This window comes from Dehalobacter sp. CP (assembly GCF_047652685.1).
GTDB lineage: Bacteria > Bacillota > Desulfitobacteriia > Desulfitobacteriales > Syntrophobotulaceae > Dehalobacter.
This window is the reverse complement of sequence record NZ_CP157399.1, coordinates 1872512-1887719: the sequence shown is the minus strand read 5'-3', so window position 1 is coordinate 1887719 and position 15208 is coordinate 1872512. Positions and strand designations below refer to the sequence as shown.

General features: G+C 38.3%; 15 protein-coding genes and 3 riboswitches. Of the genes, 14 read left to right on the top strand and 1 reads right to left on the bottom strand.

Going from position 1 to position 15208, the window contains the following annotated elements; all coding sequences use genetic code 11:
* Positions 1-11: 11 nt before the first annotated feature.
* The 6 genes from AAH944_RS09345 (at position 12) to AAH944_RS09320 (ending at position 6656) form a co-directional block, all read left to right on the top strand.
* The gene (locus AAH944_RS09345) at positions 12-1265 is read left to right on the top strand and encodes an O-antigen ligase family protein (RefSeq protein ID WP_415534599.1); all 1254 of its coding nucleotides are present in this window, start codon (positions 12-14) and stop codon (positions 1263-1265) included.
* Positions 1266-2723 (top strand): lipopolysaccharide biosynthesis protein, encoded by a 1458-nt coding sequence (locus tag AAH944_RS09340; RefSeq protein ID WP_415534597.1) that lies wholly within the window; start codon positions 1266-1268, stop codon positions 2721-2723.
* Positions 2724-2745: 22 nt separating this feature from the next.
* Entirely contained in the window at positions 2746-3729 is a 984-nt protein-coding gene (locus tag AAH944_RS09335) for an SDR family NAD(P)-dependent oxidoreductase (protein WP_415534595.1), read from the top strand.
* A 141-nt stretch (positions 3730-3870) separates the two neighbouring features.
* The gene (locus AAH944_RS09330) at positions 3871-5190 is read left to right on the top strand and encodes a UDP-glucose dehydrogenase family protein (RefSeq protein WP_415534593.1); all 1320 of its coding nucleotides are present in this window, start codon (positions 3871-3873) and stop codon (positions 5188-5190) included.
* Between the two features lie 24 nt (positions 5191-5214).
* A complete protein-coding gene (locus AAH944_RS09325; RefSeq protein WP_415534591.1) occupies positions 5215-5886 on the top strand; it encodes a YveK family protein in 672 nt (223 codons plus the stop codon).
* A gap of 17 nt (positions 5887-5903) precedes the next feature.
* A complete protein-coding gene (locus AAH944_RS09320) occupies positions 5904-6656 on the top strand; it encodes a CpsD/CapB family tyrosine-protein kinase (RefSeq protein ID WP_415534589.1) in 753 nt (250 codons plus the stop codon).
* On the opposite strand, the gene AAH944_RS09315 is transcribed toward AAH944_RS09320, so the two are convergent.
* Positions 6653-7756, bottom strand: coding sequence for a nucleotidyltransferase family protein (locus tag AAH944_RS09315; protein ID WP_415534587.1), 1104 nt, complete (start codon positions 7754-7756; stop codon positions 6653-6655). The two genes, AAH944_RS09320 and AAH944_RS09315, sit on opposite strands and share 4 nt — an antisense overlap.
* A gap of 88 nt (positions 7757-7844) precedes the next feature.
* On the opposite strand from AAH944_RS09315, the gene AAH944_RS09310 reads away from it, so the two are divergent.
* The 8 genes from AAH944_RS09310 (at position 7845) to AAH944_RS09275 (ending at position 15189) form a co-directional block, all read left to right on the top strand.
* Positions 7845-9449: a beta-galactosidase gene (locus AAH944_RS09310; protein WP_415534585.1), complete on the top strand. Its 1605-nt coding sequence runs from the start codon at positions 7845-7847 to the stop codon at positions 9447-9449.
* A 66-nt stretch (positions 9450-9515) separates the two neighbouring features.
* Positions 9516-10604, top strand: coding sequence for an Ig-like domain-containing protein (locus AAH944_RS09305; RefSeq protein WP_415534583.1), 1089 nt, complete (start codon positions 9516-9518; stop codon positions 10602-10604).
* Between the two features lie 69 nt (positions 10605-10673).
* Positions 10674-10749: riboswitch (cyclic di-GMP riboswitch) on the top strand.
* Positions 10750-10778: 29 nt separating this feature from the next.
* Positions 10779-10854, top strand: a riboswitch (cyclic di-GMP riboswitch).
* A 33-nt stretch (positions 10855-10887) separates the two neighbouring features.
* Complete coding sequence (locus AAH944_RS09300) at positions 10888-12984, top strand: beta-galactosidase (protein ID WP_415534581.1); 2097 nt, start codon at positions 10888-10890, stop codon at positions 12982-12984.
* A gap of 23 nt (positions 12985-13007) precedes the next feature.
* A riboswitch (cyclic di-GMP riboswitch) is annotated at positions 13008-13083 on the top strand.
* A gap of 66 nt (positions 13084-13149) precedes the next feature.
* Positions 13150-13314 carry a hypothetical protein gene (locus AAH944_RS09295; protein WP_415534579.1) on the top strand — a complete coding sequence of 55 codons (165 nt, stop codon included), beginning with the start codon at positions 13150-13152 and terminating at the stop codon, positions 13312-13314.
* A 228-nt stretch (positions 13315-13542) separates the two neighbouring features.
* Positions 13543-13773: a hypothetical protein gene (locus AAH944_RS09290; RefSeq protein WP_415534577.1), complete on the top strand. Its 231-nt coding sequence runs from the start codon at positions 13543-13545 to the stop codon at positions 13771-13773.
* A gap of 142 nt (positions 13774-13915) precedes the next feature.
* Entirely contained in the window at positions 13916-14293 is a 378-nt protein-coding gene (locus AAH944_RS09285; RefSeq protein ID WP_415534575.1) for a hypothetical protein, read from the top strand.
* A gap of 23 nt (positions 14294-14316) precedes the next feature.
* Positions 14317-14841: a VanZ family protein gene (locus AAH944_RS09280; protein WP_415534573.1), complete on the top strand. Its 525-nt coding sequence runs from the start codon at positions 14317-14319 to the stop codon at positions 14839-14841.
* An 81-nt stretch (positions 14842-14922) separates the two neighbouring features.
* On the top strand, positions 14923-15189 hold the full coding sequence (locus AAH944_RS09275) for a PqqD family protein (protein WP_025205856.1): 267 nt from the start codon (positions 14923-14925) through the stop codon (positions 15187-15189).
* The last annotated feature ends 19 nt before the right edge of the window (positions 15190-15208 follow it).

Below are 15208 nucleotides of genomic sequence, written 5' to 3'. Positions count from 1 at the left end.
AACAAAGGGGAATGGAATCTTTGTTTATAGAGCAACAAAGTATTGAGACGAAAAAAGAATTATTATTAAACTATTTAGCCATGGCGAGCGTTTCGTTATATCTGATCAATCTTTATGCTCACTTAAGCTTATACTCGACGACAATTGCCAAACTTGTGAAAATACTGTTTTTTGTCGGTATAGTCTTATATATTGTATTACGAAAAGGAAATTGGAACTATAAATTAAGCGGATACCATGTCTGGTGGGGTGCCTTTCTTCTTGTCTCAATTGTTTTCACATTGAGAGCCGGGACTTTATTCTCAAGTTCTTTCTGGCAGTTGGTTGCTGATCAAAAAAATATTATTACCAGTTTGCTTATCTTTGAAGCAATACGATCAAAACAAAATCTGTACAGGGTTTTAGGTCTCACAGCAATAATAGCCGGAGTGAGCGCTGCCGTTTTCTTAGTTAACACCTATGGATGGACATTATCCGGAAGCTTATCATACACATGGGTAAACCGAATGCCGGAGACGTTAGGGGATAATCCAAACGTTCTTGGCGGAATGTATGCGATCGCTTTTGTTTTTGGAGCATTCTTGCTATACAAAAGAAAGAATTTTCTGTATTTTCCTTTTTTGATTCCAGTTCTCATTTACATACTTTTTACAGGATCAAAAAGAGCATTATTGTTTTTGCTGCTGTCAATAGCTTCTTTGTTCATCTTAGATCTTAAAAGCAGTTTTGTAGCGAAACTGTTAAAAGCTTTCATCATCGCTATTTTGATATTGATTCTTTACAATGCATTAATGGATATCCCGTTGTTTTATACGGTTGTTGGATACCGGTTTGAAGGAATGATTAATTCGCTAACAGGTCAGGGTTCCATAGATGCATCAACGTTTGAAAGGCAAATGTTTATTTCTGAAGGATGGGAGCTATTTTTGTCTGCGCCTTTCTCCGGGCATGGCTATTATACTTTCCCTTATATCAATACCGTAGCATACGGGAAGTATGCGCATAATAATTATATTGAACTGTTAGCCGACATGGGGGTAACAGGTTTGGTGGTATATTATGCTTTACCGATTTGGCTGCTGAAAGGGTTATATGCGATTTATAAAAAAAGCGATGATGAATCAAAGAACTTAAGCATCCTATTGATCATTTTAATTATGGTAACCTTGATTACGGATATTAGTTTCATTTCCTACATGTTTCCAGTTACCTATGTCTTGTTTGCGGTAACCGCTGCTTTTATTAAATTATATGAAGGAGCATAGATGGCAAATCTATATAAACAGGTCGCATCCGCATCGAAATGGTCTACCATAGCAGAAATATCTTCAAGGGCGATAACCCCTGTTTCATTAATCTTACTTGCCAGAGTATTGACCCCTGAAGATTATGGTGTGGTTTCTGTAGCGACGATTGTTGTCAGTTTTACGCAAATGATTAGTGATTTAGGATTTCAGAATGCATTAATTCAGAAAGATTATGATGAAAAAAAACTATCCAGAGCAGCTTCGGTAGGTTTTTTAGCAAATATGTTTGTCGCAATAATACTATATGTGCTTATTTTTGTGCTGGCAGAACCGTTATCCCTGTTATTCGGAATTCCGGAGTCCGTCATGGTCATACGGATAATGGCGATACAAATTATTCTCAATAGTTTGAACTCAATACAGACTGGATTGATTCAGAGAGCATTAAACTTTAAAATCCTTTTTTATATTCGGCTGACAACGACGCTAATCCCGGCTCTGGTTTCAATTCCGTTGGCGTATACAGGGATAAGCTACTGGGCGTTGGTTGCGGGAGCGTTATTTGGTTCCTTAGCCAATACGGTTGTAGTATGGATAAGATCACCTTGGAAACCACGATTGTTCTGGAAACTTGAGCTATTTAAAGAAATGATAGGTTTCAGTCTGTTCAATATGGCTGAGACGTTTGCTTTGTGGCTCGCTGCTTGGGCGGATCAAATTGTTGTCGGCGCGGTGATGACTACGTCCGCGCTTGGACTATATCGGACATCAACAAACTTAGTCAATGTATTGGTAAACCTGCTGCTAAGTGCAATATTGCCAGTTCTGTTCAGTACACTTTCAAGGTTGCAAAGCGATGAGGCGGCTTTTCGCAGTTTTTTTCAAAATGCCAATAAGATTATTTGTATGATTGCTTTTCCGTTGGGGATAGGTTTTTTATTTTTTGGCGAAACGGTAGCAGCCATTGTATTTGGCAGCAAGTGGAATGGAGCAGGAGATATCATTCGTATATGGGGGTTTGTCAGTGCGATCTCGCTGGTTTATGGCGTTAACGGGATAGGTTATAGGGCTAAGGGCAAACCCCAGCTTAATGTAATTGTGATATGCACAAATATGTGTATTCTGCTTCCAGCGATAATTATCTCGGCACCTTATGGGTTACTGACATTTGTTGCTGTCCGTTCGGTTGTAAAGCTCCTTCAAGCCCCTGTAAATTTTTATTATGGGAAAAAATACCTTGCGATCTCATTTGTTCAGACTATTCAGAATTTAAGGTGGATATTTGCCGCCAGCGGCTTAATGGCAGCGGGTTATTTTGTGTATGTTTGGCTGATTCCATATGATACAATGATGGCACAGATCGTTGGGGCTTTATTTTGCTGTGTTTTTTACTTCATTGGATTAATCCCCGAAAGAACATTCATAAGAAAAACAATAAACCTATTTTTAGGACGTAATCAATCAGCGGAATCATGAATTAATCTGAAGGAGATAGGCTATGGAAATAATACTTGTAACCGGGGGGGCCGGTTTTATTGGATCACATCTATGTGAAAGGTTGCTAGAAGAAGGGAAAACAGTTGTTGCCATTGATAGTTTTAATGACTTTTATGATCCTACAATTAAAGAGCGAAATATTTATGAAATAAGAAAAAGTTGTAAAGAGAAATTAATCCCTAAAGAAAGATTTATCGTTGAAAAGGGAGATATTCGAGATCAGGATTTTCTTATGAAGGTATTTCAGAATTACCAGTTTCAATCTGTGATACATTTAGCGGCTTATGCCGGTGTACGGCCTTCAATACAAAATCCTGAACTCTATGTGAATGTTAACATCAATGGGACAATGAATATTCTGGAGTGCCTCAGAGAGTATCGCATTAAACGCTTTATTTTTGCTTCTTCGTCATCTGTTTACGGCAATAATCAGAAAGTGCCCTTTTCAGAGGATGACTCAGTTGACCAGCCGATATCGCCATATGCTGCCACCAAAAAAGCCGGTGAGCTATTGTGTTATGCATATCACCATCTGTATAATCTGAGTATTGCTTGTTTGAGATTCTTTACGGTATACGGCCCGCGTCAGCGACCTGATTTAGCAATTCATAAGTTTACAAATCTAATCACATCAGGTAAACCAGTTCCCTTTTATGGAGATGGGACAACACAGCGAGATTATACCTATATAGACGATATTATCGATGGCATTCTTAAGGCATTAGATTGGGTTAATCACAAAGAAACACGGTATGGAATTTTTAATTTAGGCGAATCAAAAACCATTTCATTAAGTGAAATGGTTCAAGAATTAGAAAAAAACCTGCAAAAAAAAGCACAGCTAGATAGCTTGCCGGATCAACCGGGAGATGTTAAAAATACGTATGCCGATATTATGAAGTCAAAACAACTGCTTGGTTATCAACCAACTACGATGTTTTCAGAAGGTATTAAGAAATTCGTTAGTTGGTATTATCGTTATTAGTGTAGAATGATCAAGTATTAATTCTAAATAATAGGCATTAGTTTGATCTGGCTTATCTGAAAAAAATAATCAGATAGAAAAAAGATTTAAAATGAGCTATAATCACAATATCTGTTACTTCAGTGAGGAGAATTAAATAATATGAGTAAAATAGCAGTTATTGGCACAGGGTATGTTGGCTTGGTAACAGGAGCCTGCTTATCTGAGTTTGGACATAGTGTGATCTGTGTGGATATTGATGAAAATAAAATAGAGACATTAAAGCAGGGGATCATTCCAATCTACGAACCGGGTCTTCAAGATCTTGTGACGAAGAATTATTATGCAGGCAGATTGGATTTTACCACCCATTATTCAATGGCTGTGGATGTGTCGGATGTTGTTTTTATTGCAGTCGGGACACCGCCTCAGGATGATGGATCCGCAGATTTAGATTATGTTCTTGCAGCTGCAAGGGAAATCGCAGAAAATATGAATTGCTACAAGGTTATTGTGAATAAGTCCACAGTGCCAGTAGGAACTGGGAAATTAGTAAAACAGACGATAAAAGGAGTTTTAGAAAAACGTAAGCTCAACATCGATTATGATGTTGTTTCTAACCCTGAGTTTCTTAGAGAGGGAGCAGCGGTCAATGATTTCATGCATCCAGAAAGGATTGTCATTGGATCAGATCATGTAAAGGCTGAAGAGATCATGCGTGATGTTTATAGAGTCCTTTATCTCAATAATCACCCTTTTGTTCTCACCAATATCGAAACAGCAGAAATTATTAAATACGCTTCAAATGCCTTCCTTGCCACAAAGATCACTTTTATTAATGAGATATCTCGTCTATGTGAGGCTGCAGGGGGAAATGTGCAGCATGTTTCAAGGGCGATGGGATTGGATAAGCGGATCGGAAAGTTTTTTTTGCATGCAGGTCCGGGATACGGGGGCAGTTGTTTTCCAAAAGATACAAAGGCGTTAGTGCATATTGGAAGAGAGTTTGACGTTGATATTTCAATTGTAGATGCTGTAATTATTGCGAACCAATCTCAAAAGTTACGCATGGTTGATAAAATCATCACAAAAATGGGGGATATTCAAGGCAAGCGGATTGCCGTTTTAGGACTTGCCTTTAAGCCAGGGACCGATGATATGCGGGAGGCTCCGTCAATTACGATAATTCATGAGTTGCATAAAAGAGGGGCACGTCTTTCTGTCTATGATCCGATTGCAATGGAGAACGCCAAAAAAATTGCATTTCTGAATTTGGATATTGATTATGCCGAGAATGAATATGCAGCTGTAGCAGATGCTCAGGCTGTTGTCCTGCTTACGGAATGGAACCAGTTTCGGAGTATGGATTTAGCTAAGATGAAAAGTAAAATGAACGGCAATTATTTCTTTGATTTCAGAAATATTTATGACAGGAATGAGCTTGAAACGATAGGGTTTATATATGACGGAGTCGGAAAATAATATGTTATTGAAAGGAAGATATACGTGGAAATTAGAAGAATCATCGATTCAATCAGTCGCAAGTGGTGGTTATGCGTTGTTTTTGCGGTCTTATTTGGAGGAATGGGATGGTTTTTTCATATTTTCTTATCATCTCCAACGTATAACGCAGATACAACGCTATATGTTCTCAATCGTGATAGAGTGACGGCAGGTGAGTCTTTGAGTTATTCTGACATCACGATGGGGAAGGAATTTCTTAAACAATATTCCGGGATTTTTTATAGCCGCTCTGTAGCTGCTGAAGCCGCTAGGAAGCTGGATCAATATAGTCTATCTGCGGGCACAATTTCTTCAATGGCGAATTTATCAATCAACGAAGACTCGGGTTTATTAAAAATCAGAGTGACTGCATATGATGCGATAATGGCTGCATCAGTCGCGAATGTAATGGGAGAAGTATTTTCGTCAAAAGTTAAAGAAATCACAAATAGTGATTTTATCGGGATATTGGATAAAGCTCAGGTTTCTAATACGCCAATCCCGGATAACGGCATTATAAAAATGATTCTATGGATCGTTGCAGGAGAAGTTTTTTCCTTGGGAATTATTTATTTGTTGGAATATTTTAATACAACCATCCGTTCAGTTGAAGATATTGAAAATAATATCGGGGTTCGTGTCATTGGGATTATACCCGAGCATGATCTACGATAAAGAGGAGAAGTAATATTATGCAGATAAAGACTTTTAATGTGTATGATAATGATAATAATGCGGTCAGGGATGCTTATGAAATGCTTACAGCCGGTCTTCTCATTAATAATAATGGAAGAAGTAAAACGTTTGCTTTATTGAGCTGCAAGCCAGAAGAAGGAAAAACTTCGCTTGCGATTAGTCTTTCGATATCTATTGCACGCTCTGGGTGGAGGGTGCTTTTTGTTGATGCAGATATGCGTAAACCGACGGCTGCAAAGAGGTTGAATGCTGAAGCGCAGTTAGGCTTGTCAGATTATCTTGAGGGGAGAGGTCGACTAGAGGAGGTAATCAGCAACACGAATATTCCAAACCTAACCTATTTATCCTGTGGAACAGACTGTTCGAATCCAATCGAAAAGTTGTGTGCAGTACGCTTTCAGAAGTTATTCGAGCAAGTAAAAATTGAGTATGACTATATAATTTTCGATACTCCGGCGCTAGAAAGCGTTTTTGACGGAGCAATAGTCGCGTCAAAAGCAGATGCAACTATGCTGATTGTAAAAGCGGGATTCACTTCGAAAAAAAGTCTGCAACGGGCCAAAGAACAATTGCATGGCGTTAATGCCAAGTTGATCGGGATTGTTCTGAATAAAGTCAAGAAGCGTGATTATAAAAGATACTACAGCTCTTATAATTATTTCTTTAATTCCAATCGATTTTTGAAAAAGGCAAAAAAGCATTTTAGGTCATTGAATAAGGGAATATCTAAGGATACAGCAAAGGTTTAATACCGAAAATGTAGTCCAATTTTCCGTAGAAAACGCGCTTTTGATCGAAAAGGATGAACGATTTTTAAGAGTTTATTGTATATGGCGCTGTTGGAGATAACAAGTTTTATCTTTTGGAGCAAATACTGATAACCATTAACTTTTTTTTCTTGATCTCTATCGCTGCTTATAATCATTTCCTCTTTGTTCATGATATTCTGAATGATTATTACTGAGTTCTTGGTCGAGTTTAATTGATAGTTATCAGGAAGATGTAATCCTAAGTATAATCGGCATGTATCCATTAAATAATAGTAGAAATTCAAGATTGCCATTGACTCTAAGGTTTGTTCAATGTAGTTTATATCAATTTGATTGCGGTAAGAATTAAAAAACAGTACGAAATCTGAAAGAAGACGAAGATTTGCATTAGAGTGTTTTAAATGCCTTGCTGTGTGAATAACAGCATTGATCAATTCATCCTCCGGGGATAAGCAATAAAATTGGAATCCGGCTACCGTTTGAAGACGCTTGTCTTTCCAGATATGATCCACCCAGTCGCTGTTGTCGATTTTTTGCATATATTTGGGATGCCAAAGTGTTCGGTGAAGCTCAACGGCGAATGTACCCGCTTTTATCATATCGATATGCATATGATCAGGATCATTGTAATTTAGTTCATTCGGCTTATAACCGAGAGAAGTCATCGCTTCTATGCATTGATTCATCTGTTTCTCGTTGATTAATACATCTAGATCATTCATCGAACGTAGTTCAGGCCGAGGATATTGTTCCTTAAAGACAAGTCCTTTAAGTGATATAGCTGTTATGCCATTGGTCTCAAAAAGATTAAAGATTGTTCCTATCGTTGGGAGCATCATCAACTGACGTGCGGCAGTCACAACCGTTTTCTCTTTCCAATGAGTCAATACACTGTGATCGATTTTTAACAAATCATTATGTTGATAAACAGTCTCAAACAGAAATGAAGAAACACCTTGTAGTCTGGCTTGATTATAAAGTTCAACTCCATCAACGGAGGCAAGTAATTCCTTATCTGGTATTTCACCGTTAATAAATATTCTTAGCAGATGAAGAAGCTGCTCATACACACTTTTCATTATTTTCCTCCGATGACAAAATATTTCTTTTATATTATATCATATTTCTTATATTTGAGATTTTTTTGTAAAGTAAGGGGATTATATTTTGAAGATTTTGACAAAAAAAATATTTTATTTATTGCTGTTTTTTCTTGTTTTTTCTACAGGTTTCCCTGCCTTTGGGCTTAGTGAACAAAAGTCAGCAAAAATAATATACGATTCGCCAAACGATCTTCTTTGCTCTTCTGTATTAAAATCAGAGCCTGATGTTTCGGTTAAATCTGAAATAACTATAGAGATTAATAAAGTTGCTTTGGCATACAGAGACGAAGAACCCATTGTAATACGTGCATATCCTGAGCTAAAAATCGAAACAGATACGACGATAAACGGTAAAGGAACGGGATTTTTTCATACCCAAAAAATAGGGGATAAATGGTGGGTGATTGCGCCTAATGGGAAAGGATTTATTGCCGTCGGAGCACAGAGGATGACGTATAAAGGACATTACTCAGAGGCATTGGGTTATTCCCCATATGAACAGAATGTAAAAAAGATCTATGGGTCTGAGGAAGAATGGGCAAAAAATACTGCGGAGCGGTTAAACAGCTGGGGATTTAATCTTCTAGGAATAGATTCAGCACCGTCTTTGAGGTATCGTGGACTAGCGCATACGGTATCGTTTGGATTCGGGAACAGTTTCTCTAAATACGGAGAAGATTATGTAATATACGGATTGGACACAAGCAATCATTGTTTCCCGAATGTTTTCAGTCCAAAATTTGTGTACTATTGTGATGACTTAGCTAGAAAGGTGATCCAAGAAGATCAGAATGACCCATGGCTTTTCGGCTATTATATGGATAACGAACTCGCCTGGTGGGGCCAAAGTTTTGATACGACATACGGACTTACGGACTTGGTCATAAAAAAAGATAAAACCCATACGGCAAAGATTGCCTTGATCAACTGGCTGCAAAATAGATATGGAAATATTAGTAATTTAAACAAGGCCTGGGGGACAGGTTATCCTTCATTCGAGACACTTGGAAAAATGACTTCATTTACCGGAAAGAACCAATTGGCCATCAATACGGATAAAACAGACTTTGAAAAAGCGATTATAGAAAAATATTATACGATAACAACAGGGGCAATAAAGAAGTACGATAAGAACCATATGATATTAGGCAGCAGAAATGGAAGCGGGATTGAAAAATGTTATGATTTGGTATGGAGTATCGGCAGAAATTATACGGATATAAGTACGTTTAATTACTATGGAAAAGTCGACCTGCAAACGGAAACAGCTTATGACCAAATAAAAGTGAATGGTGTTTATCAGAACGTTGAACTCAGTGAGATATTTGCACAGATTTACAATAAAGCAAAGCAGCCAATAATGATAAGCGAATGGTCTTTTCCGGCGTATGATAGCGGACTCCCGTGTAGCGTAGGAGCTGGTATGCGAGTAGATACGCAGACGGAGAGAGCAAAAGCCTATGAAATATATCAAAAAGCATTATTCAATATGCCGTTTCTTGTCGGTTCTGAATTTTTCATGTGGGTTGATCCTCCGGCTGAAGGACTAACAAAATCTTATAAGCTAGATACAAATTACGGACTAGTGAATGAAAAGGATGAACCTTATGCTTTGGTTACCAGTGTAGCGAAAGCAACAAATGGTAATGTGTATTCTCTTAGAGACTAGATGAATCATAACTATGATGGTCTTCGTAAACCAATCGGGATATATAGAAAGGAAAGCGATAGGATTATGATTCTGAAAAAGACACTGGCAGTATTATTGACGGTATCTCAGATACTGTTAACCTTCAGTTCGACCTCCTTGGCCGGATTGGATGATGCGTCAAATAATACGGCATTTGTATATGACGACGATTTTTCTGGATATGCAACTGGAAGTGATGGAATGCCTAATTGGGTGACCAATGAGTTTTCATGGGTAATTAATGACGGTTATTTTAAGAATGACTTGGTGAAGAAGAGCTTTGCATTGATGAACTCGCCAACTGGCGCTGAAGTATCCTTCGAATCGGAAGTGATGATCAAAGCTTCTAAAGGTGATAAGTATAAGGTAGCAGGAATTGCTATCTATACAGATTATGAGAATTACTGGCATTTAGCCTTGGTTGAAGCACCGGACAAGAATAATCATTATGTAGAACTTGAGGAAATGATTAACGGCGAATGGTGTGCCCAGTATAAAGGAAGCACCAAATTAGTAACGGGAACAGTACCGTCAGACAATTTACATTGGGACTATAATCACCCTTATTTATTAAAAATAACTTTAAATAAATTAAGTATTACGGGTGCTGTATATGAATTGGATGGCTCTTTGATTTGGAAAACAAAATATCTATTTAAACCTGATAATTGTGTTAAAACAGGTATTCCCTCGCTAACGACAGCTGCCTTTGAAGCGCAATTTGATAATGTTAAGGTGAATATTACCAAAACTGTTGTTGATGAGAATCCAAATACAAGTTTGGACGACATAAAGGTGACAAATATTAAAATAAGTCCCGAGGAGTTATTTATCAAGGTCGGTCAGACCCGGAGGTTAGAAGCGTTAATTATACCGGCAAACGCTTCAAATAAAACAATAAATTGGACGTCAGATAACCCGCAAATAGCCTCAGTTAATAATGGAGTGGTCAAAGGCTTATCTCCAGGAACAGTTTTCATAAGGGTGAGTACAGAAGATCAGAGTATATCAAATATTTGTAAAGTGACAGTTACTTCGTTTAGCGTATATTTATTCGTGGGTTTATACGTTTTAATTGTTGGAATTATTGCTTTACTCATTTTCAGATATATTAGGAAAAAAGAAAAAACATAAAGAATACTATTGACTAAATATTGAAAATATGATAATTATTAATTAAATGAATATCGGACAAAAACTTATTACTGACAATGGCAAACCTGTTGAAAAGCAGGGACGCAAAGCTATAGGGCCTGTAAAATGGCAGCCAGTTACCAAAATTAAGTTTTTTGTTTTTGTCTAACTTATTACTGACAATGGCAAACCTGTTGAAAAGCAGGGACGCAAAGCTATAGGGCCTGTAAAATGGCAGCCAGTTACCAAAAAATAAGTTTTTTGTTTTTAGAGAGGGCAGATTATGAACATTTTAAGAAAAACAATCAAAACGTTAATCACGATAAGCCTAATATTAGTTTTAGTGGCACCAACAACACTAGCTGGAAGTGAACCCAGTATAAGCGGTCAAAGATTGCAGGATGATTTCTCCGCCTACGTTGCTGGAAGTGATGGTAGCCCTAAGTGGATCACTGACGATATATCTTGGGAAGTAAATAATGGTTGTTTCCAAAATAATTCATTGAAAAAGAGCTTTGCTAAATATGATTCTAGCGTTGGGACTGATTTAACTTTTGAATCGGAAGTTACTATTCAAGTATCGCAAGGGGATAAGTATAAGTCGGCGGGGATATCAGTTTATTCAGACAATAATAATTATTGGTCGTTAGCACTTGTTGAAGGGCCTGAGGCTAAAAATAAAATGCATTATATTGAACTTCAAGAAATGTTTAATGGGCAATGGTGTGTGCAAGATTATGGGGAGACAAAACTAAAAGTTGGTTCATACGTAGGAGATGGAATTGAGTGGAAATATAACCAGCCGTATGTTCTCAAGATAAGTTTGAACAATAAATCGATTACAGGGGTAGTATGCGAGTTAGATGGTAAAAAAATATGGGAGAAAGAATATATTTTTTCTTCGGAGAATTGTACAAACAAAGGAATTCCGGCTCTGACAAGTGCGGCCGTAGAAACAAAGTACGATAACGTAAAATGCACAATAAATAAAAAAGTTTATGAAGTTAATGCAGTTGGCTCATATCCTGAGCTTAAAATCGAAACAGATACGACGATAAACGGTAAAAAAACGGGATTTTTTCATACCCAAAAAATAGGGGATAAATGGTGGGTGATTGCGCCTAATGGGAAAGGATTTATTGCCGTCGGAGCACAGAGGATGACGTATAAAGGACATTACTCAGAGGCATTGGGTTATTCCCCATATGAACAGAATGTAAAAAAGATCTATGGGTCTGAGGAAGAATGGGCAAAAAATACTGCGGAGCGGTTAAACAGCTGGGGATTTAATCTTCTAGGAATAGATTCAGCACCGTCTTTGAGGTATCGTGGACTAGCGCATACGGTATCGTTTGGATTCGGGAACAGTTTCTCTAAATACGGAGAAGATTATGTAATATACGGATTGGACACAAGCAATCATTGTTTCCCGAATGTTTTCAGTCCAAAATTTGTGTACTATTGTGATGACTTAGCTAGAAAGGTGATCCAAGAAGATCAGAATGACCCATGGCTTTTCGGCTATTATATGGATAACGAACTCGCCTGGTGGGGCCAAAGTTTTGATACGACATACGGACTTACGGACTTGGTCATAAAAAAAGATAAAACCCATACGGCAAAGATTGCCTTGATCAACTGGCTGCAAAATAGATATGGAAATATTAGTAATTTAAACAAGGCCTGGGGGACAGGTTATCCTTCATTCGAGACACTTGGAAAAATGACTTCATTTACCGGAAAGAACCAATTGGCCATCAATACGGATAAAACAGACTTTGAAAAAGCGATTATAGAAAAATATTATACGATAACAACAGGGGCAATAAAGAAGTACGATAAGAACCATATGATATTAGGCAGCAGAAATGGAAGCGGGATTGAAAAATGTTATGATTTGGTATGGAGTATCGGCAGAAATTATACGGATATAAGTACGTTTAATTACTATGGAAAAGTCGACCTGCAAACGGAAACAGCTTATGACCAAATAAAAGTGAATGGTGTTTATCAGAACGTTGAACTCAGTGAGATATTTGCACAGATTTACAATAAAGCAAAGCAGCCAATAATGATAAGCGAATGGTCTTTTCCGGCGTATGATAGCGGACTCTCGTGTACCGTAGGGGCTGGGATGCGAGTAGATACGCAGACGGAGAGAGCAAAAGCCTATGAAATATATCAAAAAGCATTATTCAATATGCCGTTTCTTGTCGGTTCTGAATTTTTCATGTGGGTTGATCCTCCGGCTGAAGGACTAACAAGATCTTATAAGCTAGATACAAATTACGGACTAGTAAATGAAAAGGATGAACCTTATGCTTTGGTTACCAGTGTAGCGAAAGCAACAAATGGTAATGTGTATTCTCTTAGAAATTAAAGATAATTATGGGTAGAACTTATTACTGATAATGGCAAACCTGTTGAAAAGCAGGGACGCAAAGCTAGAGGGCCTGTAAAATGGCAGCCAGCTACCAAAAATGAAGTTTTTTTATTTCCCATAGAAAAATATTAAATTAAAAATATTAAAAGGCAGAGAAGAATGATGAAAGCGTATGTAAAACCAAGCTTGGAGTACATTGAATTAAGAGCGGAGGAAAGCCTGGCCTGCACAGCATCGACAACAATTAAAATACCAGTACCTTCTGATCTGGGGAATAACGGTAATCACAATGGCTGGGGCAACGGTAATGGTAGAGGCAGGCATTAAGAAAAACGCGTAAAAGGGATAGTACAGCTTGCAAAAATATGGTATAATTTATTGAACCTGTCAATATTAGGCAGGTTCATTTCCTTGAGAAGGGTTGATTGTTATTAATTATTATCACTACCAAATTGCCGGGTTGACGATCTGAGTAGCTTCGGAGCGGCGGGAAGGTTTCAGATACTCAAAGCATTTGCAGTAAAATAATACCCGGAATTCATCGACCTGGAGATTGTGACAAGAGCAAGTGATTGCATTGCAGTTCCTCAAGGGAAGATCCTTGTAGATGACCGCGCCAAATGGGTTTATATTTCTGATGGTGATTACCCTACCTCCATTTATTTGACGGACGATACGACCGGAAAAATGATTGCGAGAGCTGATGCGAATGCGGACTGGAGCCGGGATGAGATAACTTACTTGGACAATGAACAGATGATTGATCGATTGTTTCCGGCTTCCTGATGGAGATTCTATTTCGCAACCGTTTGCTTTTAAACACGGTATCGTCATCCATGCTTCAGTAATTTCCTGGGAAGGAAATGGCATTCTTTTTACAGCCCCATCGGACCGGGAAGTCCACTCAAGCAAGGCTGGGTCAGAACATATGCAAGCAAGGGTTTTAAATGATGACCGACCGGCAATACGCTTCGCGGATCAGCAACCCTATATCTATGGTACACCTTGGAGCGGATCGAAAACACTCTATTTCAACGGATCTGCGCCTTTGCAAGCCGTCGTCTTTCTGGAGCAGGCACCTGAGAATCAGATTACATGGGTCTCTTCAGCGCAGGCTGCAGCCAAGATCATCCCACGCTGTTTTTTACCGTATTATGATAAAACTATCATGGAAATGTGCTTACATACGTTGTCTGAGGTACTTTTAGGTGTAGGCGTATACAGTTTGAAATGCCGTCCTGACAGGGAGGCCGTGGAGATCTTGCAGCAGTGTTTGCTCCATCAAGTTGACAGGGAAATATTTTGAACAGAATATGGTTGAGGTAACAAATGAAAAGCAGCATCATAAGAAGAATAATCGGGACTGTTGGCTTGTTTATTGTGCTTGTGTTTCTGGTCTTTCTTTCATGGAAGCTGAGCAGTCAGACAGGAACGCAGTCGAATCATTTAAGCATCAGGATCGCTGACCAGATGATTGATTGGCTGGATCGATATTTTGATCTGGACAGAGGAGATACGTTTTGGAGAGTCACCTTTAATCAACTGCTCAGGAAAATAGCCCATTTCATTGAATATGCACTCATTGGCACCGTGATGTGCATCATGCTGAATATCGCTTTTAACCGTGTTGTGCCGGCAGCTGTGATTTCGGTATTACTCTCGCCGCTTTTCGGGATCATTGATGAGTATCACCAAAGATTCTCTGCGATGCGCACGCCGCGGATCTTGGATATTTACATCGATACTGCCGGGGTTTTGACGGGTGTTCTACTTGTCACGCTTTTATTTGGAATAGTTCATTATATTAAAAAGTTGAAAAGACGGATCTGGGAACTGGAACAGAGAAATAAATGAAATTTTTAAAAATAATTGTATGTTTTTTTAATTCTATATGGTAATATTTAGTTATTATGCGTATATGAGGAGTGATAGTAATTGAAATTAAAAGAGGGATTCTTATTACGCGAAGTAGCCGGTCAATGGGTTGTTGTGCCATTGGGTGAGCGCGTTGTTGAATTTAATGGCATTATGACACTCAGTGAAAGCGGCGCGCTTCTGTGGGGGAAGTTGAAAGAGGGTACAACCGAGGAAGAGCTTCTTCAGGTTTTGATGGCGGAATACAGCGTTGACGAAGATATCGCCAAGAAGGATATTCAGGAATTTATCCAAAGCATTAAAGATAAAGGATTGATTGAAGCGTAGTAAAGTGAACACCGATAAG